Genomic DNA, 22,738 nt, shown 5'->3' on the forward strand with positions numbered 1-22,738 from the left:
GCCATTGTCTCAGCCCCGCATGCTGCTCAGGAGTCGCAGCTGCACACGGCGTTCATCTCGACCACGCGCTCACCCTCGTCCTCGTGAGCCCAGGCCTGCGCCTCGGCATGAGAGGAGAAGCGGCGCGGCGCCAGGCGCCCGTTCGCCATGAGCACGCCGATTTCGATCTCGTCGCGCGGATCGGTCCACTCGGTTGCCAGCGCAGAACTGTCGGTGCTGTTCATCCCTGCCTCCTCGTTGACGAGTCCCACCAATCAAGAACGCGCAACGCCCGGAGAGTAATCCACCGGCTCGGCTCGCCCACCTCCTCGAGCGAGAAGTGCACGCGGCCGGCGTGCGCGCGGTCCAGGTTCCAGCGTCCGTCCTCGCGTTGCTTGGAGCGCAGCAGGTCGATCGCCTCGGCCGCACGGGCATCGGGCGCCCTGCCGGCCACGCGCAGGTGGTCGAGGCCGCGCAGGATGTCGTAGTGCCATTGAAAAGGGAACGCGAGCCGGACGTAGCCGGGATTGGCCACCTCTCCGGTGGTGCGCCGCCGGAACATCCGCCGCTCGAGCAGATACTCCTCGCCCCCGCGCAGCGCGGCATCGACCGGCACGTGTCCGCCGGCCGCGGCATACGCGGCGAGGCCCTCGAGCACGTTGACGGTGGTGTCGAAGCTGGAGACGGCCGATGCGTGCGGAGCCTCACAGTTCCACCCCCCGTCGGTCAGGCGCTCAGTGAGCAGGCGCTCGGCGATGGGGGACGCGTCGTGCCCGGCGTAGGTGGCGATCGCGAGCGTGCGGCCGTTGATGCACGGCTCGACCTCGCCATCGAAGAACGCCTGGCCGCCCTCCTCCCAACGCACGCCCTCACCGGCCCGCGCGAATGCCTGCGCAACCTTGGGGTCGGCCGGGTCCGCGCCGAGCTCGATCAGCAGCGAAAGGGTGGGGTAGGTGGCCGTCCACGGCTGGCCCTCCCGCTCGTAGGGGGTCTCGGAGACCGGATTGGGGAAGCACGCGCCGCCATCCCAACTGCCGTCCTCCCACTGGAGATCGAGCAGCCGTGCGCCCCAGCCCTCGTGCGCAACGCGGGCGCGCTCGGAGGCGACGGCCGCAGCATCGGCTCCGGCAAGGTCGCGCATGACCTGCCAGCGAATGGCCGGGTCGCTGTCGAGCAACCACGTGACGACGTCGTCCCGCGATGAGTTCATGTGCCGAGCGTAGGCGGCGCGCCAGGCACGCGCGCGTCGAGGCTCTACGGACGCGGCGCAGCCAGCGCAGTGGACGTGGACGTCAGCACGCGCTCGAGCGGACCCTGTCCCACGGCGGCGCGCCACACGCACGCAAACGCCACCAGACCCAGCGCGAGCGCCACGAAAGAGACGTTGGAGGGCTCCCACACCATCTCGGCGCCGACGATCGCGATGACGATCAGGTGCGCCACATAGAGAGTGAGCGCCATCGACCCGGCGGAGGCAAGAGGCCACAGCGCTCGCGGCCACCGCGCCGCGAGCAGCAGCGCGAGTCCGATCACGGCGCATGCGACGCCAATGTTCAGGACCATCTCGACCGGGGTGTACGAGTGGTCCTCGTCGGTGAGCCAGTTCTCGATGGTGCTATCGGACGCGCCGCTGAGCTCCATCCGGAGTGCCCATCCGACCGTCCACGCCGCAGCGGCGGTGGCCCCGCCGCCGACGAGCAGCCCCACCGCAGTACCAGTCGCCCTCAGGTCCATCCGTCCCAGCGCCAGTCCCACCATGATGTAGGCCATCCAGGCCAGCGCCGGATAGTGCTCTGACCACAGCGCTCCCACCACGGGAACGAGCTCCATCCCGGAATCGCCCGCCCACTCTGAGGCGATGCGGGCGAGCCAGCGGCCCCCGACGGCGAATGCTCCGGCACCCGCGAGCAGCACTCCTGATCGCCATCGCAACATGGGCAGCGCCAGCAGGAACATGAGCCCCAAGTTCCCAAGGATCACCGCCACCGGGGTCCCGAGGGCTGACATGAAGAAGCCGAGGATGATCAGGATGGCGGCGCGCACGGCGATGCGCACGCGCGCCCCCGACAGGTCGTCGCGGGGGAGTGCGGTGACGGGGAGAGTGCCGCGGCGCGTGACCATGAGTGTCATGGAGACGCCCGCCAGCACCGCGAACAGGGCCGAAGGGTGACCATGCGTCACCGCCAGCCAACCCCAGCCGTCACTATCGGCACCCCGGATGCCCTCGTCGCCCGTGTGCGAGCCGACCATTCCGAGGATCGCGACGGCGCGCGCCACGTCGAGGCCGTCGATGCGCCGGCGTGGCTCGCCCGCGTCTGCCGAGCCCATCGCATCGGCCGTGCTCGGATGCATACCTGGCATCGTACGCAGGCCAGAGAGCGCATCGGCCAAAGCCCCCGCGCCTCGCGTGCGGCGCGGTGACGCCCGGCTAGGCTGGATCGCATGCGTATTGCAAGATTTACGACCGGAGGCGAGCCGCGTTACGCGATCGTCGATGGCGAGGCAGGCAAGGAAGAACTGATCGTCCTCACCGGCGACCCGATGTACACGCCGGGGGAGGTGACCAACGAGCGGATCCCGCTCACCGACGACGTACGACTGCTCGCCCCGGTGATCCCGCGCTCGAAGGCGATCTGCCTAGGGAAGAACTACGAGGCCCATGCGAAGGAGATCCCGCACCGCGGGCCCGCCTCCGAGGTGCCGATCCTGTTCCTCAAGCCCAACACCGCCGTGATCGGCCCGGACGATCCCATCGTGCTGCCGCACTACAGCGACGACGTGCAACTCGAGGCAGAGCTCGCGGTCGTCATCGGGCGCGTCTGCAAGGACGTGACCGCGGAGCGCGCCGAGGACTTCATCTACGGCTACACGTGCGCCAACGACGTCACTGCCCGTGACCTGCAGCGCGCGGAGGACCAGTGGTTCCGCGCGAAGGCGTTCGACACCTCGCTGCCGCTCGGCCCGTGGATCGAGACCGATCTCGCGACGGATAGCGCGGAGATCACCTCGCGCATCAACGGCGAGACCGCGCAGCACGGCAACACCCGCGACATGATCCGCAACATCGCACAGGCGGTGGCGATGGTCTCCGAGGTGACGACTCTGCTGCCCGGCGACGTGATCCTCACCGGCACGCCCTCGGGAGTGACCAAGCTGAACCACGCGGACATCGTGGAGGTCGAGATCGAAGGGCTCGGGGTGCTGCGCAACCCGGTGATCCGCCGATGACCGACACGACTCTCCAGCCGACAGGCGCCACGACGGCCGATGCGGTCAGAGTGCGGTTCTGCCCGTCGCCTACGGGTACGCCTCACGTGGGCCTGATCCGCACGGCGCTGTTCAACTGGGCGCACGCGCGCCGCCACGGCGGCACGTTCGTGTTCCGCATCGAGGACACGGATGCCGAGCGCGACTCGCAGGAGTCCTACGAGCAGCTCCTCGAGGCGCTGACCTGGCTGGGCCTGACGTGGGACGAGGGCCCCGACGTCGGTGGGCCGTACGCGCCGTACCGGCAGTCGGAGCGGCACGCCATGCACATGGACGTCGCGCGCCAGCTGCTCGAGGGCGGCTTCGCGTACGAGTCGTTCTCGACGCCCGAGGAGGTGGAGGCGCGCCACCGCGAGGCCGGCCGCGATCCCAAGCGCGGCTACGACAACTTCGACCGCGACCTCACCGAGGAGCAGAAGGCCGCGTACCGCGCCGAGGGCCGTCAGCCCGTGATCCGCGTGCGCATGCCGGACGAGGACATCACCTTCACGGACCTGATCCGCGGCGACGTGACGTTCCCGGCAGGGAGCATCCCCGACTTCGTGATCGTGCGAGGCAACGGCCAGCCGCTGTACACGCTGGTCAACCCGGTGGACGACGCCCTGATGCGCATCACTCACGTGTTGCGCGGTGAGGACCTCATGTCCTCCACCCCGCGCCAGATCGCGCTGTTCCGCGCAATGGTGTCGCTGGGGCTCGCCGAGCGCGTGCCCGAGTACGGCCACATGCCCATGGTGACGGGCGAGGGCAACAAGAAGCTGTCCAAGCGCGCTCCCGAGTCCAACCTGTTCCTGCACCGCGACCGCGGCTTCACGCGCGAAGGTCTCTTGAACTACCTGTCGCTGCTGGGCTGGAGCATCGCGCCCGACCGTGACGTGTTCACACCTGACGAGCTGGTGGAGGCGTTCGACATCCGCGACGTCAACCCCAACCCCGCGCGGTTCGACCTCAAGAAGGCGGAGGCGATCAACGCGGAGCACATCCGCATGCTCCCCGTCGGCGAGTTCGTGGCGCGCATGGTCCCGTACCTGCACGCCAGCGGCCACGTGTCCACGGCGGACACACGCGAGCTGCAGCCCCACGAGGAGCAGATCCTCGCCGAGGCCGCGCCACTGGTGCAGACTCGCATGACGCTGCTCGGGGAGGCGCCCGGGATGCTCGGGTTCCTCTTCGTGGGCGACGACGAGCTGCCGTACGACGAGGGCGCGCTGGCCAAGCTTCCGGAGAACGCCGCCGAGGTGCTCGACGCCGCGATGGGCGTTCTCGAGGGCCTTGAGGACTTCAGCGCCGAGAAGCAGCAAGAGGCGCTGCAGGCGGTGCTCGTCGAGCAGATGGGGATCAAGCCGCGCTTTGCGTATGGACCGCTCCGCGTCGCGATCACTGGCCGGCTCGTGTCCCCTCCGCTGTTCGAGTCGATGGAGATACTCGGCAAGGACCACGCGCTGGCACGCCTGCGCCGCCTGCGCTCCACGCTGTGACGGACGGCCCAATCCGAGGCCTGCTGCTCGACGTCGACGACACTCTGGTCGACACGCGCGGAGCGTTCCGGCACGCGCTGATCGCCGTCGCGCAGGAGTACCTGCGCGAAGGAATCGATCCCGAGGTGCTCGTGCAGTTCTGGCGTGCGGACGGCTCAGGCTGGTACCGCGCTCACACGCGCGGCGAGATGACTCATCGCGAGCAACGCATGAGGCGCGCGAACGAGCTGCATGCCGAGTTCGGCGGCGACCCCATGGATGACGAGGCATACGACATCTGGGACGCGGGCTTCGAGAGGTACTTCCGCGAGGGTTGGCGGGCGTTCGACGACGCTGTGCCCTTCCTCGATGCGCTCGACGAGGCCGGCATCCCCTACGGCGCCGTGACCAACGCCCAGTCGGAGTACCAGCGGCTCAAGCTCGAGGCCTGCGGTCTTGAGCGGGTCGAGGTCTTCGTCGGAGTCGATCTTTTTGGCATCGGCAAGCCGGACCACCGGGTCTTTGACGAGGGCGTGCGTCGCCTTGGCCTCGCGGCCGGCGAGGTCGCCTACGTGGGCGACGAGCCGGACATCGACGCGGTAGCGGCGGCCGATGCGGGCCTCACCGGGGTATGGCTCGACCGCCCTGGTGCGCGGCGGGGTCTTGAGTCTGAGCGCTCGGTCTCATACCCGCACGTGGTGAGCGTCGCGGGGCTCGACGAGGTGCTCGCGTCGCTGCGTTGAGTACTGGGCACGGAGATCGACTGCGGTCCGAACGTATGGGTTTGAGCCCGGCGGTGATGTCGGAGTGCGCCGTTAACGTTGGCGGCATGACAGTCGACGAGGCCGTGCAGGCGATCATCTCCCGACCCGAGACGCATCTAGGTTCCGCGACGGCACACGCGTGCTACGAGGCGGTGCTGGCAATTCAGGAGGCGGGCGCGCCGGACGCCGAGAAGGTCGCGATGATCAGCGTGTTTGCGGAAGCGAAGGATTTCCTGCTGGTCGAGACGGCGGACATCGCACTCCTGCCCTGAGCCGCACGCTCGCCTCGTTACGGTGAACTTATGAGTATCGACGTCGGGCCGCCGCGCCAGTCCAGGCGTGGGCGTGCGACGGCGATCGTGGTGATTGCCGCGGTCGGCCTTACGGCGATCGTGGCATTCGCGTGGTGGGCCTCGCCGCACGACGATCAGGAACCCGATCCTTCGCCCACACCAACGGTCTCCGAGGACACCGGTCCCACCGCCGCTCAGGAGACGGCTTTGGTCTACTACGACTGGCTGCGATGGCGCCACGTCGCGGAGTGCTTCACCGCAGCCGGATTCCCCCGCGAGCCGTTCCTGCGATACGAGCTCGCACGGGTGCCGCGCGTGGCGGCCTTCCTCGGTGTCGAGGCCGCCGTCGAGGATCCCTCGCTGCCCAGCCCCGACCTGCGATGGGCTGACGAGCATGGACCCGGGGGCCCCGAATCCCCGCCCGCCCGGCGGCTCACCGAGCCTGGCTCGCCCGACAGCTGCCTGCCGGATGCTCCCGCGCTGCAGCTGCCAGGCGGCTCGGCAGCGGGCGACCTCGTGGCCGAGGCCCGGACCGACGATGCGTTCCTCGACACGTTGGCGGAGTACGCCTGGGTGGCAGAGAACCCCGCTCCGGTCGCGCTCGCGGTGGCCGAGGTGCAGGACCCTTTCGAGGTGACTGCGACCGATGCGGACGGCCAACAGCGATGGGCCGACAGGCTCGCTCGGGTGACCGCCGCGTTTGAGGACCAGATGGTGGTCGTGGCCAGCACCACGACGGATCAATATGCGCAGGCAGCCGGGCTCGGAGTTGGGGGCGGCGTCATCATCGTGCGAGTCTCGGGTCCAGGCGAGGACCTCGCCAACTCCTGGGGACGCAACTGGGACCAGTCGTGCGGCGAGATCGCCGTGAGCGTCGGCGCAGACGGCCCCTTCGATGCCTCCGCGCTGCCCGCCGCATGCAGTGCCGCGCAGATGGAGTAGTCCGTCCCACTGAGGCGCGGGAGAGGCCGGCTCTGCTGCCAGCCTTGATCGCCAGCGGTGCTCACCTCCCAGGCGTATCGTCGAACTGAGGGCGCAGTGAGGCGAGGTGAACCGTGACCCACGAATACATCGTCGTCGAGGACCCCCATGCCTCTCATGAGCGCGGGGAGCACGGCCCGCCGTCGGCCGGGTCCCGCCTGCGCCGCACCGCGGTGGTCGCCGCCGCGTTGGCCTGCATGGGCGCCGCAGCGTTGCTCGCTTGGCCAGACGATGATCCCGAGCCTGCCCCCGAACTGGACGACCTGCCGGCCACCGCAGCGCGGACGACTGCTGCGGTGTACCAGGAGTGGCTCGACCGCACCGTCCTCGTGGAATGCATGACTGAGCGCGGCTTCCCTTACGAGGTGCGGATCGTGGAACACGCCGAGTCCCTCGAGACGGTGGCGCAGTTCCTCGAGCTCGAACCCGTGGCGGTCGATTCCGAGGCCCCCGTGCCGCTCCTGCGCCAGCCGGACCTCTACCTTGGGCGGGGCGGGGAGGCGATGGCCGAGCGCACCCGCGGCGGCTCGGCATGCACGATGCCGCGCACCTCTGTACCGGTGCGCGACGAGGAGGCAGTCGCGGGCATGGTGGCGGCTGCGCGAGCCGACGATCTATTCCTCGCGACCGTTGCCGAGCAGGTATGGGTGGACCAGCATCCTGCGCAGGTCACGCACGCGATCTCGTTGCTGCGCCACGACCGCTCTGCCGAAGCGAGCGCCGACGACGCGCCGTCATGGAGCGACGCCGCAGAGGTGGTCGTCGAGACGGCGCAGGATGGCGTCGTGTGGGTGCCAGTCGTGACCGAGTCTCAGGAACTGTTCTCGCAGGAGGTGGGGCTGACCGACAGTGGGGGTGCGGTAGCCGTGCGCGTGGGCGACGAATCGGCTGCGCTCAACCGCGGCACGTACCTGACGCGCACCGCCGCCATCCAATGCGGTACGGTCACGATTAGCGCGGGCGTCAAGGAGCCGTGGGGGAGTGCCGAGGAGCTCGCGGACATCATGGCCGCCCTGGGTCCGGCGTGCAACGCGTTGATCCGGGAGAGAATCGTCGACGGAGAGAGCCTCGCGGACGTCTACTTTGACTGACGGGGCCGCGTGGGGCCGATGCGAGAGCGGGTTTTGCCCGGCGGCCGGGGCACGGTAGAGTGGTTCGTCGGCCGGGCTTCTTGCTCGGCTTTGTCTCGGCTCCGGTCGAGGCCGTTGGGGTATGGTGTAATTGGCAGCACGAGTGATTCTGGTTCATTTAGTCTAGGTTCGAGTCCTGGTACCCCAGCCAGAGAAAAAGGCCCGCTACGGCGGGCTTTTCTCATGTCCGGCGCCGTCAGAACGTCGAGTCGCCGCGGATGACCACGTCCGAGCCGCCGTCGACGAACACGACCTGGCCGCAGAGGTGCGTGTTCTCCTCGCCCGCCATCCAGGCGAGCAAGGTCGCGACCGCGATGGGCTCGGCGAAGCCATTGAGCGGCATGGGCACGCCCTTGGCGATCTGCTCGCGTCCCTGCTCTGTCGCGAGGAAGGGCTCGACCATCGGCGTGAGGATCACACCCGGTGCCACCGCGTTGAGCGGGATCGATGCCCCGGCCCACTCCTCTGTGGCGGCATGCCGCCGGATCCACCGAGCGAACGCCACCTTCGTGGAGGGGTAGATGAGCTGCCCGGTCTGCTCATCCGCCGCGAGCGTCTGGGCCCTGTGCAGCGCCGCCTCCTCGTCCCAGGCGAGCAAGTGATCCACGAGCTCGTCGTCGTGATCCATGAGGCTCGCCATCGAACCCACGCCGACCGCCCGAGGCGCGGGAGAACCGGTCAGCAGCGGCCGGAGATTCTCGAGCGTGGCGATCATGCCGAAGTAGTTCACGCCAACCGTGGCGGGAACTGGCTCGGCGAGGCCCGCTACCGCGATGATCCCGTCGATGCCGTCGCTCGCCCTGTCCCGGACCGCATCGGCAAGGCCGTCGCGATCCTCGGCCCGCGTGAGGTCTGCGGTGATGTCCGCATCGTGCAGGTCCACACCGATCACCGTGTGCCCGCGTTCCGTCAACAGCTGGGCGGTGGATGCTCCAATGCCCGATGCCGATCCCGTCACCACGTACGACCTCGTCATGGCGCGCCTCCTCGTGTCAGGGGGACCTCTTTCAGCCTATGCCCGCCGCCGCGCGCTCGCCCGGCGGGGCGGCGAGTCCCCACATCAGGCCGTCTCGAGTACCACCTGCTCGCCGTCCCAATCGGCGCTCACCTGATCACCCTCGCCGACTGTGCCGTCGACGATCTCCTTGGCGAGGGCATTCAGCACGCGGGTCTGAATGAGCCGGCGCAAGGGGCGGGCACCGAACGCAGGGTCGAATCCGTCCCGCGCCAGCGACTCGCGCAGCGCGTCCGTGACCGTCAGCGCGATGTCCTTCTGCGTCGCGATTCGCGCGACCGCCTTCGCGAGCTCGGACTCGACGATGTCGCCCATCGCTGATGGGTCGATCCGGTCGAAGATCACCACGTCGTCGAGCCGGTTCAGGAACTCCGGCCGGAAGGCCGCGCGGAGCACCGTCTGCAGGTCTGATTCGAGCGCCTCGCGGTGAACACCATCCCAGCCGAGCACGATGTCGGAGCCGAGGTTCGACGTCATGATCAAGATCGTGTTGGTGAAGTTGACCGTGCGGCCGCGACCATCGGTGAGGCGTCCGTCGTCGAGCACCTGGAGCAGCACGTTCCACACGTCGGGGTGCGCCTTCTCCACCTCGTCGAACAGCACGATGCTGTACGGGCGGCGCCTCACGGTCTCGGTGAGCTGTCCGCCCTGGTCGTAGCCCACGTAGCCGGGGGGAGCGCCGATCAGGCGCGACACCGCGTGGCTCTCCATGTACTCCGACATGTCGATGCGGATCATCGCCCGCTCGTCGTCGAACAGCTGCTCGGCGAGCGCCCGGGCCAGCTCGGTCTTACCCACGCCGGTGGGACCCAGGAACAGGAACGAGCCGATGGGTCGGTGCTCGTCGGCGAGGCCCGCGCGGGCGCGTCGAATCGCATCGGCCACGCTCGCAATGGCGCGGTGCTGACCGACGACCCGCTCGTGCAAGCGGTCCTCGAGCTGGCCGAGCTTGGCAGACTCGTCGGTCAGCAGCTTCTCGACGGGCACGCCCGTCCACTTCGCGACGACGCCGGCGATGTCCTCGCCGGTCACCTCCTCACGGAGCATGCGCTCCTCGGTGGGAATCGCCTCCAACTCAGCCCGCGCATCGGCCATCTCCTTGTCCGCCGCCGGGATCTCGCCGTAGCGGATGCGGCCCGCCCGTTCGAGCTCGCCGTAGCGCTCCGCGCGATCCAGATCCCCGCGCAGCGACTCGAGCCGTTCGGTCGCGGAGGAGACGCGGACGATGAGGTCCTTCTCGCGCGCCCAGCGCATGTTCAGCTCGTCCGACTCTGCCTTGAGTCGCGCGATGTCCGCGTCGATCTCGTCGCGGCGCGCGCGGGCGGCAGGTGACTTGTCCTTGGCGACCTGGGTGCGCTCGATCTCGAGCTGCATGATGCGCCGTCGCGCACGGTCGAGCTCGATGGGCATCGAGTCGAGCTGCATCTTGAGCGCGCTGGTCGCCTCGTCGATCAGGTCGACAGCCTTGTCCGGCAGGAACCGGTCCGAGATATAGCGATCGGACAACCGCGCCGAGGCCACGATCGCCTCGTCGGTAATCTTCACGCCGTGGTGCACCTCGTACTTCTCCTGCAGTCCGCGCAGGATCGCGACGGTGTCCTCGATGGACGGCTCGCCCACGTAGACGGGCTGGAAGCGCCGTTCGAGCGCCGAGTCGGTCTCGATGTGCTCCCGGTACTCGCCCAGCGTGGTCGCACCGATCATGCGCAGCTTGCCGCGAGCGAGCATCGGCTTGAGGATGTTGCCGGCGTCCACGCTGCCGTCCGCCTTGCCTGCCCCCACGATCGTGTGCAACTCGTCGACGAACAGCAGGATGCGCCCCTCGGCTTGCTCGACCTCGGTGAGGATCGCCTTCAGGCGCTCCTCGAACTGGCCGCGGTAGGCCGCGCCCGCGACCACCGAGCTCATAGCGATCTCGATGACGCGTCGATCCTTGAGGGAGGAGGGGACGTCTCCGGCGACGATGCGCTGGGCAAGTCCCTCGACGATCGCCGTCTTGCCCACTCCGGGCTCGCCGATGAGCACGGCGTTGTTCTTGGTGCGGCGCGTCAGCACCTGCATGACGCGGCGAATCTCCTCGTCGCGCCCGATGACGGGGTCAAGTGCCCCCGATTCCGCGAGCGCGGTGAAGTCCTGGCCGAACTGCTCGAGGGCGCTCGGTTGCTGCTCGTGCTGCTCGGTGTGTGGCGTGGCGGTCATGGCAAACCTCCCGGTCTTGTCGCTGTGGCTCAGAGTTGAGCCGCCTGCGCTCAAGTTTACATAATGACTCCGAGAAGGACAAGTGGGCAGCGCGACGCGGGAGGGGCGGCAGGCGCCTGCGGCAAACGCAGGTCACCCGCCACCCGACCGCTCAGGAAGCTACGTAATGGCTACTCCTTGTTGAACTTGTCCTTCACCGTTCCCTCTGCCTTCTCCACGGCGTTCGGAAGGTCGGTGGTGCCGTACAGGCGAGGATCCGGCCGAGTGGGGGAGGGCATCGGCACTCCATCCCCGGGGGCGGGCGCGTTCCGGTAGCTGAACTCGCCGTTGCCATCGGGGGCGGGCCCGCTGGCCCAGCTGCCCGCCGACGCATGAGCTCCGTCTGAGAAGTTCATGTACTCGTACGAGACCTCTTGATCCTCCTTGCGCTGCGGGAAGTTGCTGGGCACGGGCATCTCCTCGAGTCCCTCCTCCTGCAGCTCTCTGGCGGCGGCGATCCACTGGTTCTGGTGCATGGTGTCGCGCGCGATGAGGAAGCCGAGCAGATCGCGCACTCCCGAGTCGTCGGTCATGTGGAACAGCCGGGCTGCCTGCAGGCGACCCTGCATCTCCGCGTGAGCATTGGCGGTGAAGTCGGCAAGCAGGTTGCCGCTGGCCGTGATGTAGCTGCCGCTCCAGGGGTTGCCCATGCTGTCGACAGGGCGCGCACCCGCGCCGGCGACGATCGCGGCCTGCACGTCGGTTCCGCCGACGACAGCGGCGATAGTGGGGTCGCTCTGGACGTCATCATCGGTGATGCCGAGCGGCTGCTTCTCGAGCAGCTGCGAGATCATCGTGGCGAGCATCTCGACGTGGCCGAACTCCTCCGCAGCGATGCCAAAGAGGAGGTCGCGATACTTGCCGGGGATGTGGGCGTTCCACGCCTGGAAGTTGTACTGCATCGCGATGGTGATCTCGCCGTACTGGCCCCCCAGCACCTCCTGCAGCTTGCGGGCGTATACGGCATCGGGCCGTTCGGGAGTGGAGTCATGCTGGAGTTCTTGGCGGTGAAAGTACATGCGTCACGTGCTCCGTTCGAATTGCGGCTTTCACGTCCATTTGTCCCCTCATCGATCAGGCTATGTCTCGTGGTGGCCTGGCGCGCGGCGAGGGGATGAACAACTGCGACGCACGAGTCCCGCAGGCCCGCCGGTGGCGTGATCACCGCACCGAGAGATGGCGGCTGGCGTCGATTAGCACAACCGCCGAATCATCCGCTATCATCGTGTCTCGTGTTCGCCGCAGGTTCGGCGGACCGCTAGGGCCCCGTTGTGTAGCGGCCTAGCACGCCGCCCTCTCACGGCGGTAGCGCGGGTTCGAATCCCGTCGGGGCTACTCTGAATACTCCTCACACACGTTGTGGGGAGTTTTTCTTGTTGTGCAGCGGGTGCACACTGAAGTGCATGCCGCGTCCCCCCGCGTGTGATCAGTCAACGTGCAGGGAGGTGGTGGGGCGATGACCTTGGGAGAGTACTTCCCCGCGACTCTCGCCGCGGCGCGCCAAGGAGTCACCTGGGCATGGGAGTCGATCTATCGCGACCTCTACGGCCCCCTCCACGGCTATGCACGGGGATTTGGACTCGGCGACGACCTCGAGGACCTGCTGTCGGAGACCTTTCTGAACATCGCCCGCGACATCCACCGCTTCGAAGGCGATGAGGACAGGTTCCGCGCGTGGGCGTTCACCATTGCGCGTCGACGGATCCAGGACGCATGGCGGGCTCGCGGCCGCACCGTGGCTATTGCTGACGGTGCCGACCCCTCCACTGTCGCGGACGAACGCTTTCTTGGCGATGTCGAGTCCGAGGCGCTCAGCGATCTATCGATGATGGAGCTGCGTGCGGTGATCCGGGGCCTGTCGGCAAACCAGCGCGAAGTACTCATGCTTCGCGTGGTTGCCGACATGTCGGTGAAGGACACTGCGCAGGTCCTCCACAAGTCCGAGGGCGCCATCCGAGTGCTCCAGAACCGGGCCGTTCGCGCCCTCCGAGTAGCGCTTGGCCAGCAACACTCGGAAAGACCCGCAGAAGAATCTCGCGATGGTGCGTAACGTGTGGGGCTCGCGGAGCGATGACCAGGGTGAGATGACTACCGAACACAAGTTCTCCGACCGCGACCTTGACGCGCTGTTCTCTGGCCGTGCGGTACGTGATGACCGCCTGGCCGAGCTCGCCCCAGCGCTTGCGGCGTTGCGTGCAACAGCCAACGCGGCACCATCAGATGAGCGGGTGACCGGGATGGCTCTCGCCATGTCTCGCGCAGTTCCGACGACGGCCGATGGTGGCGTCGCCGGAGCGCGGGCCGTTCCGGCGCGCACGGCGGTGCTTACGCGCCGACTGGCCGCGATTGTGGCTGGCGCTGGACTCCTGGGTGTGGGCTTCGCCGGGGCCGCAGCGGCGGACGACTCCGCTCCTGGCGACGCGTTCTACGGGCTCGACCGAGCACTCGAGGCGGTGGGCGTCAACGATGGCGGTGCTCGGGAGCGCTTGCATGAGGTGAGCGCGCTGCTGGACCGCGGTGATGTTGATGGGGCGCTCACCCATGCCGAGGAGGCGACGGACGAGCTGGATCCCGAGTCGACGGATGTCCTGAGAAGCGCTGCAGAGGCCGTGGCCTCAGCCGGGTCTCAGGAATCAGTGGAGGTGCGCGAGAGGGTCGCCGCGATGCTGACCTGGATGGCACAGACCGAGCTCGAAGGTAGGGAGTTTGGGCAGGGTGTTGCGGAACGTGCACGTGCGATCAGCGAGGGGCACGACGGCGCGACCGGTCAGGTCCGTGCGACGGACCTGACCGGCCCGCCTGCCGGCGCAGGCAAGCCGGCCGATGCTGGCAAGCCTGCGGAGGCGGGCCAGCCGGCCGATGCTGACAAGCCCGCCGATGCGGGGAGGCCCGCGGATGGTGGCAAGCCGGCGGACGCTGGCAAGCCGGCCGACGCTGGCAAGCCGGCCGACGCTGGCAAGCCGGCAGATGCGGGCCAGCCGGCCGATGCTGACAAGCCCGCCGATGATGGCAAGCCAGCTGACACTGGCGAGCCTGGGGAAGAGGGCACGCCCGAGAACGCTGGGCCCCCTGCGGATAAGGGCACGCCCGAGGCCCCGGGCGCTTCGGGCCAGGGTGGCAAGCCGGAGAGTGCCGGCAAGCCCTAGTCAGGCTGCAACGAGAGCCGCCACGTCCTCACGAGTGGCAAGACGGGCACGCCATTCCCCGACCAGTCCTGGCGGCGGAGTGCCGCACGAGGGGTCGATGGCGGGGCGCCGGGGACGGCGCGACGCGATGGCGCGGTAGACGCCGTCTCGCAGTCCGCGCGGAACGATCCGCATCGACGCGGCGGCACGCCACGGCCACCCGAGCCCGGCTGCCACCTCAGCGACCGCATCGGACCGAAGCCGAGCTCCATCGCAGGTGGCGACCACCAGAGTCGATGCCGCGATCTCGGGCGGCAGCCCCATGGCCCCGAGCGCCGCGCGTCCCACAGGTCCGTCGCTACCGGTGATCAGGAACCGGCGGTCGCGGTCGTGCCGGATCAACCACGCGATGAACCCGTTGCACAGGCCACAATCGCCATCGAAGACCACGATCGGACGGGACATGCTGCGAGTCTAGGTCGTCGGCTCCCCGCGCTGCTCGGCGCCTCTGAGGCGGGTGGCCACGTCGACGTCGCGTACCGGCACGGTGGTGGGGGATTCCAGGTGCACGGCACCACTGGGAAGGATGCCCGCTCCGCCGTATCGCTCCATGACGCGCCACTGGGCGGCGACATCCTCGCCGCTGTGGACCGGCGGCAGGTCGGACCAGAAGTCGAAGCCGCCGCACGTGACGAGCATCTCTCGTCGGAACATCACGCACGCCCCGACCCAAGCGACCTTGTAGGCGAGCCATCCCCGCGACGGGACGGTCACTTCGGCCGCCAGGTGAGTCACGTTCGCCGCCGAATGCAGATGCACGCGCGCCATTGCCGGGTGGTCGGGCCCCAGGCGCTCGGGTTCCACGGCGTCGCCCCACGGCTCGAATGCGTGCCGCTGTTCCGGTCGTTCGTCGTCGAGATATGACAAACCCTGTACCGCGGAACCCACGAACCCACAGCCCAAGGTGTCGAGCGCATCGGCCATCCGGGCGATGCACCCAGGCTCGAGCCAAACGTCGTCGTCCAAGAACAGCGCACGCGGGGATACCGCCATGCTGAGCAGGTGCTGGCGCTGTTCGGCGAGGCCGCGGCGCGGGAGGTGACGGTCCACGATCACCTCGCGCCCCTGGGCTCGCAGCAGCCGCACCATCTGGTTCACGGCAGCGCACTCCTCGATGCTGTCTGCGAGCGACTGGTCCGAGATCACTACGCGAAAGCCGGGATCGTCCTGCGCCGCGAGCCCCGCGAGCGTGGCGGCGAGCTCGGCTCGTCGTCCTGCGGTGGGAATCAGGACGTCGACTGCCGCGACGGACGGTGGGTGGGAAGTCGCCCACTCGGCGCTCTCCCGTCGCGATCCCCGCATCAGGCCTCCGAGGCGGGCGCGGGCGAGGAGCGGATCCGTTCGACCACTGCGGTCGTCGAGTGCTGAGGAGCCTCGTCAAGCACCACGACCTCCCCGCCAAAGCCTTCAACCGCGCGGGCTTCGATCCGGGCTCGGGCGTCGAGCCGGGTGCCCCGGACAAACACATCGGGCTGCAGGCTCTCGATCATTGGCAGGGGAGTGTCGCCTTCGAAGGACGTGACGTAGTCGACGTAGTGCAGCGCCCCCACGACGCCGATGCGGTCGGCCAGCGGGTTCACCGGTCGGCCGTCGCCCTTGAGACGACGCACAGACTCGTCACCGTTGAGGGCGACGACCAGCACATCTCCATGGGCGGAGGCCTGTTGGAGGCAGCGTGCGTGCCCGGGGTGGAGCACGTCGAAGCAGCCGTTGGTGAACACGATCCGCCGGCCGGCCGCCCGCTCGTCCCGGAGTCGCGCAGCGAGTTCCTCCGGGGTGACGCATAGCGCAGCCGTGCCGGCCATCCGAGCGCTCAGCTCAGCAGAGGTGCAGATGGCGGTCCCGGGCCGCGACACCGCCACCTCGGCCGCACACTGCGCCGCCTCCATGGCGGTGACCCACGGCACGCCGGTCGCGCGCGCGGCGGTGAGGGCCGCGGTGAACGTGTCTCCTGCGCCCGAGGCGTGCTGTTCGGGCGCGGCATGCGCGAAAGTGCGGTGCACGGGGCGACCGGATTCGATGAGGATGGCCCCACGGGTGGCGAGCGTGACGACTGCAGCCCTCGCACCCATCGCGGCGAGCAGGCGAGGCGCAGCACGGCTGACGGCTTCAGCAGGATCCGTGCCTTCACGGTCCAGTTCGGGCACCAGCGCCGCGGCTTCGCGAAGGTTGGGCGTGACCATGTCGGGCCGGAGAGCCCGCCACGATTCAGGTCGATGCGCATCGACCACCGTGAGCGGTGGGCGCGCGCCTGCCCGCTTCAGCCCGGCACGCACGGGGCCCATGGCTGCGCCACCGTAGTCGCACACCACCATCGCATCGGCGCCTTCGATCGCCCGGGCCGCTGCCTCGCGGACACGGCGCGCCATGGACTCGCTGGCCTGCGTGGTTCCGCGGTCAAGTCGGACCAGGATCTGCCCTCCTGCGACTACCCGGTCCTTGACGACCGTGGTGGAGCCGGCGTCAAGGATGAGGCCGGAGACGTCAATGTCCGCGTCCTCGAGAGCTGCGCGCAGCGCGGCACCGGCGTCGTCGTCGCCCGCGACGCCCACGAACCTCACCCGCGCGCCGAGAGCCCGAAGGTTCAGCGCGGTGTTGGCCGCACCGCCGGGGGAACGCTGCTCAGCGCCCACGCGGACCACGGGAGCCGGGGCCTCGCGCGCGAGTCTGTCGCTGGTGCCGGTCACCCAACCGTCCATCATCGGGTCGCCGATCACGGTGACCAGCGGCGCGCGGCGGCGAATCCTTCCTGCAAGGTCGTTGCCCGCCGTGGGCCATACGGGGCGCGCGGGCGTATGAGTCATGATCCTCACGCTCCGCTCGTGTCGCGCGGGCCGGGCGTGCCGGTGGCTGGCAGCGGCTCGACGTGCAGCACCTTCTGGGCAGTGAACTCCTCGAGCAGGCCTGGGCCGTATCCAAGCCCGGTGCCGCTGCGCCGTCGGGGCTCTGCGGAGCCGCCGGGCGCCCCGCCGAACACGTCGTTCACCTTCACCGTGCCGAACTCGAGTGCATGCGCGGCGGTCAGCGTCCGCTGAAGGGAGCCGCTGAGTATGGTCGCCGCCAGGCCGTACTCGTCGTCATTGGCCAACGCCACGGCATGATCGAGGTCGTGCACCGCCATGACCGGAACGACGGGCCCAAATGTCTCCTCGGTCATGACGCGCATGCTCGGCTCGCAGTTGGCGAGGACCGTGGGCGGATAGTACGTGCCCGCACCCTCGGGCACCTCTGCGCCTGTGAGTGCGCGCGCCCCGGCTGCGAGAGCATCAGCGACATGCTCATGGACCGTGTCACGCAAGCGCTCATCGACCAGTGGCCCCCACATCTCGCCGCGCGCGAAGGCCTCGGCCTCGTCAGCGAGCGCGTCGAGGTAGGGCTCCTCGATGGCCTGATGGACGAACACGCGCTCGACGGCGGTGCAGAGTTGGCCGCCGTTGATCAGCGCGCCGAGCGCCGTCTGAGCAGCGGCCCAGCGGGGGTCCACGTCCTCATCGATGAGCAGCGGGTCGTTGCCCCCGTTCTCGCGGACCACGTGCACTCCCGTGAGAGCCGCAGCACGAGCGATGCGTTCTCCGGTGAGCGATGAGCCGACGTGCGCGATCACGTCCGCACCCGGTGCCCGGGTGAGGGCGTCGCCCAGCACTGGCCCGCCGGTGACTGTCTGGCATACGTGCGGAGGGAGCACCTGAGACACGAGCTCGCCCCACCGCCGGCCCAGATGTGGACACCGCTCGGAGGGCTTGTGGATCACGGTGTTGCCGGTGACGAGCGCGGCGCCCACGAGTCCCGCCGCGATCGCAATGGGGTCGTTCCACGGCGTGAGCGCTACCACCACGCCGCGCGGCTCTGGCGTTTGTGTGTCGATGTGAGCCGGGTCGCCTCGCAGCCGACCGCCTGCATGCAGAGGGCCTATCTCGGCGTACTGCCGTAGCGTCGCGACGGCGGCGTCGACTCCCGCGCGGGCAAGCATGGGGCTGCGACCTGTTTCTGCGGTATTCAGATCGGCGAGCTCCTCGGAGTGCGCCTCGAGGATCCGCGCGAGCTCGATTAAGGCGTTTCCCCGCTCGGCTGGCTCGACGCGGGCCCAGTCGCGCTGAGCGCTGCGTGACTGCTCGATCACGTGAGGAACAAGCGACTCGTCGTCGTCGTGCACGGTTCCTACGACGCTGCCGTCGCGCGGATCGAGAATCGTGTGCTCGGTGCCGTGGTCCGGGTTGTCCGTTGTGAGAGTTGTCATGCCAGTCCCTTACCCGGCCGCTGCCGCCTCCACACATGCCGAGGCCGCCTCCCTGGCATCCGTTTGCCGCAGGCCGCGCCGGGGAACGGGATGGGCGAACCGAGGGAAGCCTTGACGACCCGGATCGCGAAGGAGGTCACGTGGAGGACACGGCCGAGCCCGAGCGCCCCATCGAGCCGAATGTCGCCCGGATCGCGGTCCTGCGCGGCGGCGGGCTGGGCGATCTCATGTTCGCCATGCCTGCTCTTGCCGCGCTCAGGCGGGCATACCCGCAGGCCGAGATCATTCTCCTAGGTACTGCCGTGCACCGCGAGCTCCTCGCCGGCCGGGCGGGGCCCGTGGATGAGGTCGTGGTCATGCCCGAGGACGATCCGGACCGGTCCCGCGTGTGCGAGGAGATCGCCGCACGAGGGGTCGACGTCGCGGTGCAGATGCACGGCGGCGGACGCCACTCCAACCCCGTGGTGCGCAGCTTGCAGGCACGCGTCACGGTTGGTCAACGCACTCCCGACGCGCTGTCTCTTGACCGCGACATCCCGTTCGCCTATTGGCATCACGAGGCGCTGCGATGGCTCGAGACCGTCACTCTTCTTGGTGCTGCACCGTGCGACCTCGAACCGCATCTGGTGGTCAAGGACGAGGAGCGGCAGCAAGCTGAGCGTCTGCGCGAGGAGCTGATGGTTGGAGCGCAGGGTCCGCTGGTGGTCGTGCACCCCGGTGCGCTGGATCCGCGCAGGCGATGGCCAGCTGAACGGTTCGGAGAGGTCGCAGCCCGGATAGTGGAGACCGGCGGCTGTGCTGTGGTGGTCGGGTCGGTGGACGAGGCTCCGCTCGCCCACGAGGTCGTGATGTCGGCACGGGGCCGGCTTGCTCAGTCAGAAAGCCCGCGTGTGCTCAGTCTCGCGGGAGCTCTCGATCTCGGTTCGCTTCTGGGACTGTTGGACAGGGCCGATGCGCTGGTGGGCAACGACAGCGGTCCGCGTCATCTCGCTCACGCAGTCGGCACTGCCACCGCCTCCGTGTACTGGTGTGGAAACGTCATCAACGCGGCGCCGATCACGCGGCACCGCCATCGAGTCAGCGTCGGCTGGACGACCCGCTGTCCCACGTGTGGAGTTCCCCAGGCCCGCGCCGACCAGGCCCGTTGCCCGCATGACGATTCGTTTGTCTCAGACGTGAGCGTCGATGAGCTCTATGGCGAGCTCGAGGCGCTAGTGGCGTCCTCAAGTGCGGTGTTCCACTCCTCAAGAAATCGCGAGAGCGAGTAATGGGCGAGCACATGCTCGCGTGCGGCCGCACCGCGACGCGACGCTTCAACGGGGTCGGACACCAGCCTCTCGAGGCCCCGTCGCAGCTCCTCGACGTCGTTCGAGAGGACTCCGGCCTCAGGAGGAACGGCGCGGCGTATCTCGGTGGTGTCGACGCCCACGACGGGAAGGCCCAGGTGCATCGCCTCGAGGAGGGCGAGCCCGAGGGACGTCCACCGGTTCGGATGCACGTAGACGCGGCGGTCGGCGACCTCCCGGTGCAGTTCGTCGGTATGCAGCTCGCCGACCTCGACGATCTCGCCCTCCACCGCTCCGAGATGGTCGACCAGTCCGGGGATGCCCATGCCGTATACGTCGAGCGGGGCGGCCCGGCACAGGGCTGGCAGCAGGTCCGTTCCGGTCACGCGCCAGCGGCGGCGCGGCTCATTGATCACCACGGCTGCGCGCGCCAAAGATCCCGAGTACAGATGCCCCGGATCGACGATCCCGTGCTCGATCACGCGCGTGGGCGCACGCCCGCAGTCCCACATGAGCGCATTGAAATGGGTAACGTGGACGATGGGGATGCGCGCCTGGTCGGCCAAGGGGTGGACCGTCGAGGGCACGTCCACCCGGGGAGTGTTGTGCTCAACGAAGACCGCGGGTATGTCCCTCCCAGGGCGCCTGCCCGTGAGCTCCTCGACCCACGCGATCTCCTCGAGCCGCTGCAGCACCACCACGTCCGGCTCCGCTGCGGCCACGTCGCGCTCTGGAACGTCGGATGCGGACTCTGGCCAGTCCCGCCAAGCGCGGCCGCCCGAGCCGTCCAGCGCCACCGGGAGCAGGTAGCGGTGATCTCCCCTCACGAAAGCATCGGCCCAGCCTCCATGTGCATTCCACACGAGCACCCTCATGCGAGCGTCTCCTTCCTGGTCTCCCACACAGACTCGAGTGCCTCCCAGACATCGTCCGCCGTCACGTCGCTCAAGCACGGGTGGCCGGGGATGGCACACTCCCGCCACCGGGATCCTGCGCAGGGGGCGTGCTGGTCGCCAAGGAGGACATGGGGAACCCCGTACGGCGCCCAGCGCACCGAGGGCACGACGGGCGCGAACAGGCTGACCACGGGCGTCCCGACCGCCGCCGCCAGGTGTGCAGGTCCCGTGTTGGCAACGACGATCGCCCGCGCGCCGGCGATCACATGGGCGAGTTGCTTGATATCCAGCGCTCCTCCCAAGTCGACGCCGTGGTTGCCCGCCACCTGCGCCGTCAACGCGCGCTCGTGGGCCGACCCGGTGACCACCGGAACGATGCCCTGTTCAGCGAGGCGAACCGCGGTATCGCGGAAGCGCGTCGCGGGCCACGTGCGTGCGGGGGCCGATGCACCCGGGTGCAGCACTGCATATGGCCGCGCGGGCAGGTCGACGTCCGCGCCCTCCCATCCCTGCACCTGTAGCCGACCGTCGTCGTCTGCGGGCAGGGTGAAGCCTGCGGCCGATGCGATGGCCAGCGCTCTCTCGGGCTCAGGAACGTCCTCGGGCAGGGTTTCGCCCGGCCGCAGCCGGTTGTCGAGCAGCGCGCCAGCATGGTCCACCGACGCGCCGGTGATCCGCGAGACGCCCGCCATGCGGAGCATCAGGGCAAGGGGTAGGGGACTCTGGTGGAACGACGTGAGCACCACAGCCTCGTCGATGTTGAGCGCACCGATGTCGTCGACCATCTGCTGGATCTCGGCGGGATCAAGGGCGGGCGATGGTGAGGTGATCCACGGGCAGTCCCAGGCGATGAAGCGGCTCACTCCGGGCAGCAGGGGGGCGACACGCGCGCCTTGGCCGCTGCACAACAGGGTGACGTCGGCATGCGCGGCGATCGCGCGGATGGCGGGACCGGTGACGAGCACGTCCCCCAGCGAGTCGAGGCGGGCCACCAGCACGCGGGGGCGGGAGCGATGACGGGAACGCATGCTTGGACTGTTCCCGGCCCCGCAGACCGCCAAACGTCGGCGGTCGACGGCGATGAGGACCTCCCGCTCGCAGTGGTGCTGCGGGCACTGAAGCTCGGAGACCTATTGGTCGCGGTGCCGGCCCTCCGTGCGATCCGCCGGGCGTTACCCCATCACCGCGTGGCACTTGCGACTGCGGGATGGCTGGCGCCGCTGGCCCCACTGATTCCGGAGGCGGATGTGTTCGTCCCCCAAGACGGCCTCGACGAGCCTCTCGCCGTATCCCAGGGGCACGTCGATATCGCGATCAACCTGCACGGCAACGGCCCGCAGAGCGCCGCTCTGCTGGACGCGCTCTCGCCGCGCCTGCGCGTGGGGCATCAGGGGCACGGATGGACTGGCCCGGCATGGCGCGCCGACCTTCACGAACGCGACCGGTGGGTGCGCCTGGTCGATGCCTTCGGCATGCCAGGCGACCCTCACGATCTGCTCCTGGAGCGGCCGGAGTCTGCGGCGCCCGGTGTCGCCATCGTTCACGTGGGGGCCGCTTTCGGCTCGCGGCGCTGGCCCATCGAGCGGTTCGCGCATGTGGCGAAGGGCCTGGCTCGTGCTGGGGAACGGGTCCTTGTGACCGGCGGAGCCGCGGAGCGAGAACGGGCGGCCGCAGTAGCGGCCGCCGCAGGGGATCCGCGGGTGATCAACACGGCCGGTCGCTGGGATCTTGGCGAGTTCGCAGGCCTCATTGCGCGGGCACGGATCCTGGTGTCGGTGGACACCGGCGCCGCACATCTGGCGAGCGCATTCGGTACGCCGTCGGTGGTGATGTTCGGGCCGGTGGGGCCCGAGCGCTGGGGGCCGCCACCTGGTCCGCACCTCGCGCTCACACGGGCTGAAGTCCGCCGTGGCGACCCGTTCGCCGATGAGCCCGACCCTGCGCTGCTTGCGGTGCAGGCGGACGAGGTCCTCACCCGAGCGCTTGCGCTGCGCCGGTCATGACCCTTGC

The 22,738-nt window shown here is 69.0% G+C and carries 22 protein-coding genes and 2 tRNA genes; 12 read left to right on the forward strand and 12 right to left on the reverse strand.

Annotated elements, in window-relative coordinates; translation table 11 throughout:
* Positions 1–26: 26 nt before the first annotated feature.
* From ACNI3K_RS06215 to ACNI3K_RS06225, 3 genes are read right to left on the reverse strand one after another with little or no spacing between them, the layout of a single operon-like run.
* The gene (locus ACNI3K_RS06215; protein ID WP_419390973.1) at positions 27–224 is read right to left on the reverse strand and encodes a hypothetical protein; all 198 of its coding nucleotides are present in this window, start codon (positions 222–224) and stop codon (positions 27–29) included.
* Positions 221–1,189 carry a hypothetical protein gene (locus ACNI3K_RS06220; protein WP_419390974.1) on the reverse strand — a complete coding sequence of 323 codons (969 nt, stop codon included), beginning with the start codon at positions 1,187–1,189 and terminating at the stop codon, positions 221–223. Before ACNI3K_RS06220 ends, ACNI3K_RS06215 begins: the two co-directional genes overlap by 4 nt.
* A gap of 44 nt (positions 1,190–1,233) precedes the next feature.
* Positions 1,234–2,331 (reverse strand): heparan-alpha-glucosaminide N-acetyltransferase domain-containing protein, encoded by a 1,098-nt coding sequence (locus ACNI3K_RS06225; protein WP_419390975.1) that lies wholly within the window; start codon positions 2,329–2,331, stop codon positions 1,234–1,236.
* Between the two features lie 90 nt (positions 2,332–2,421).
* On the opposite strand from ACNI3K_RS06225, the gene ACNI3K_RS06230 reads away from it, so the two are divergent.
* The 7 genes from ACNI3K_RS06230 (at position 2,422) to ACNI3K_RS06260 (ending at position 8,022) form a co-directional block, all read left to right on the forward strand.
* Positions 2,422–3,207, forward strand: coding sequence for a fumarylacetoacetate hydrolase family protein (locus ACNI3K_RS06230; RefSeq protein WP_419390976.1), 786 nt, complete (start codon positions 2,422–2,424; stop codon positions 3,205–3,207).
* Positions 3,204–4,724, forward strand: a complete 1,521-nt coding sequence (gene gltX / locus ACNI3K_RS06235) for a glutamate--tRNA ligase (protein WP_419390977.1) — start codon at positions 3,204–3,206, stop codon at positions 4,722–4,724. The genes ACNI3K_RS06230 and gltX overlap by 4 nt, the downstream gene beginning before the upstream one ends.
* The gene (locus tag ACNI3K_RS06240; RefSeq protein WP_419390978.1) at positions 4,721–5,446 is read left to right on the forward strand and encodes an HAD family hydrolase; all 726 of its coding nucleotides are present in this window, start codon (positions 4,721–4,723) and stop codon (positions 5,444–5,446) included. The genes gltX and ACNI3K_RS06240 overlap by 4 nt, the downstream gene beginning before the upstream one ends.
* Positions 5,447–5,532: 86 nt before the next feature.
* Entirely contained in the window at positions 5,533–5,739 is a 207-nt protein-coding gene (locus ACNI3K_RS06245; RefSeq protein WP_419390979.1) for a hypothetical protein, read from the forward strand.
* A gap of 30 nt (positions 5,740–5,769) precedes the next feature.
* Positions 5,770–6,702: a hypothetical protein gene (locus ACNI3K_RS06250; RefSeq protein WP_419390980.1), complete on the forward strand. Its 933-nt coding sequence runs from the start codon at positions 5,770–5,772 to the stop codon at positions 6,700–6,702.
* A gap of 113 nt (positions 6,703–6,815) precedes the next feature.
* Positions 6,816–7,832: a hypothetical protein gene (locus tag ACNI3K_RS06255; RefSeq protein ID WP_419390981.1), complete on the forward strand. Its 1,017-nt coding sequence runs from the start codon at positions 6,816–6,818 to the stop codon at positions 7,830–7,832.
* 115 nt (positions 7,833–7,947) lie between these two features.
* Positions 7,948–8,022, forward strand: a tRNA-Gln gene (locus ACNI3K_RS06260).
* A 45-nt stretch (positions 8,023–8,067) separates the two neighbouring features.
* Here the strand turns inward: ACNI3K_RS06260 and ACNI3K_RS06265 are convergent.
* From ACNI3K_RS06265 to ACNI3K_RS06275, 3 genes are all read right to left on the reverse strand, one after another.
* Positions 8,068–8,847 carry an SDR family oxidoreductase gene (locus ACNI3K_RS06265; RefSeq protein WP_419390982.1) on the reverse strand — a complete coding sequence of 260 codons (780 nt, stop codon included), beginning with the start codon at positions 8,845–8,847 and terminating at the stop codon, positions 8,068–8,070.
* Between the two features lie 84 nt (positions 8,848–8,931).
* Positions 8,932–11,085: an ATP-dependent Clp protease ATP-binding subunit gene (locus ACNI3K_RS06270; RefSeq protein ID WP_419390983.1), complete on the reverse strand. Its 2,154-nt coding sequence runs from the start codon at positions 11,083–11,085 to the stop codon at positions 8,932–8,934.
* A 170-nt stretch (positions 11,086–11,255) separates the two neighbouring features.
* The gene (locus ACNI3K_RS06275; RefSeq protein WP_419390984.1) at positions 11,256–12,143 is read right to left on the reverse strand and encodes a manganese catalase; all 888 of its coding nucleotides are present in this window, start codon (positions 12,141–12,143) and stop codon (positions 11,256–11,258) included.
* Positions 12,144–12,386: 243 nt separating this feature from the next.
* Here ACNI3K_RS06275 and ACNI3K_RS06280 point away from each other — a divergent pair.
* The 3 genes from ACNI3K_RS06280 (at position 12,387) to ACNI3K_RS06290 (ending at position 14,270) form a co-directional block, all read left to right on the forward strand.
* Positions 12,387–12,459, forward strand: a tRNA-Glu gene (locus ACNI3K_RS06280).
* 121 nt (positions 12,460–12,580) lie between these two features.
* The gene (locus ACNI3K_RS06285) at positions 12,581–13,174 is read left to right on the forward strand and encodes an RNA polymerase sigma factor (RefSeq protein WP_419390985.1); all 594 of its coding nucleotides are present in this window, start codon (positions 12,581–12,583) and stop codon (positions 13,172–13,174) included.
* A gap of 34 nt (positions 13,175–13,208) precedes the next feature.
* Complete coding sequence (locus ACNI3K_RS06290) at positions 13,209–14,270, forward strand: collagen-like domain-containing protein (RefSeq protein WP_419390986.1); 1,062 nt, start codon at positions 13,209–13,211, stop codon at positions 14,268–14,270.
* Here ACNI3K_RS06290 and ACNI3K_RS06295 read toward each other — a convergent pair whose 3' ends face one another.
* From ACNI3K_RS06295 to ACNI3K_RS06310, 4 genes are read right to left on the reverse strand one after another with little or no spacing between them, the layout of a single operon-like run.
* Complete coding sequence (locus ACNI3K_RS06295) at positions 14,271–14,714, reverse strand: thiol-disulfide oxidoreductase DCC family protein (protein WP_419390987.1); 444 nt, start codon at positions 14,712–14,714, stop codon at positions 14,271–14,273. It lies immediately after the preceding gene.
* A gap of 9 nt (positions 14,715–14,723) precedes the next feature.
* Positions 14,724–15,611 carry a glycosyltransferase gene (locus ACNI3K_RS06300; protein ID WP_419390988.1) on the reverse strand — a complete coding sequence of 296 codons (888 nt, stop codon included), beginning with the start codon at positions 15,609–15,611 and terminating at the stop codon, positions 14,724–14,726.
* Positions 15,611–17,113 carry a PfkB family carbohydrate kinase gene (locus ACNI3K_RS06305; RefSeq protein WP_419390989.1) on the reverse strand — a complete coding sequence of 501 codons (1,503 nt, stop codon included), beginning with the start codon at positions 17,111–17,113 and terminating at the stop codon, positions 15,611–15,613. Before ACNI3K_RS06305 ends, ACNI3K_RS06300 begins: the two co-directional genes overlap by 1 nt.
* 5 nt (positions 17,114–17,118) lie before the next feature.
* Positions 17,119–18,546, reverse strand: coding sequence for an aldehyde dehydrogenase family protein (locus tag ACNI3K_RS06310; protein ID WP_419390990.1), 1,428 nt, complete (start codon positions 18,544–18,546; stop codon positions 17,119–17,121).
* 140 nt (positions 18,547–18,686) lie between these two features.
* Here ACNI3K_RS06310 and ACNI3K_RS06315 point away from each other — a divergent pair, with 140 nt between their 5' ends.
* Entirely contained in the window at positions 18,687–19,814 is a 1,128-nt protein-coding gene (locus tag ACNI3K_RS06315; RefSeq protein WP_419390991.1) for a glycosyltransferase family 9 protein, read from the forward strand.
* On the opposite strand, the gene ACNI3K_RS06320 is transcribed toward ACNI3K_RS06315, so the two are convergent.
* Both ACNI3K_RS06320 and ACNI3K_RS06325 read right to left on the reverse strand, forming a co-directional pair.
* On the reverse strand, positions 19,739–20,707 hold the full coding sequence (locus tag ACNI3K_RS06320; RefSeq protein WP_419390992.1) for a glycosyltransferase: 969 nt from the start codon (positions 20,705–20,707) through the stop codon (positions 19,739–19,741). The genes ACNI3K_RS06315 and ACNI3K_RS06320 overlap by 76 nt on opposite strands.
* A complete protein-coding gene (locus ACNI3K_RS06325; protein WP_419390993.1) occupies positions 20,704–21,756 on the reverse strand; it encodes a glycosyltransferase family 9 protein in 1,053 nt (350 codons plus the stop codon). The genes ACNI3K_RS06320 and ACNI3K_RS06325 overlap by 4 nt, the downstream gene beginning before the upstream one ends.
* On the opposite strand from ACNI3K_RS06325, the gene ACNI3K_RS06330 reads away from it, so the two are divergent.
* The gene (locus ACNI3K_RS06330; protein ID WP_419390994.1) at positions 21,742–22,731 is read left to right on the forward strand and encodes a glycosyltransferase family 9 protein; all 990 of its coding nucleotides are present in this window, start codon (positions 21,742–21,744) and stop codon (positions 22,729–22,731) included. The two genes, ACNI3K_RS06325 and ACNI3K_RS06330, sit on opposite strands and share 15 nt — an antisense overlap.
* Positions 22,732–22,738 lie beyond the last annotated feature (7 nt).

Origin of the sequence: Demequina ureilytica (genome assembly GCF_048553575.1) — a bacterium.
Classification (GTDB): Bacteria; Actinomycetota; Actinomycetes; order Actinomycetales; family Demequinaceae; genus Demequina.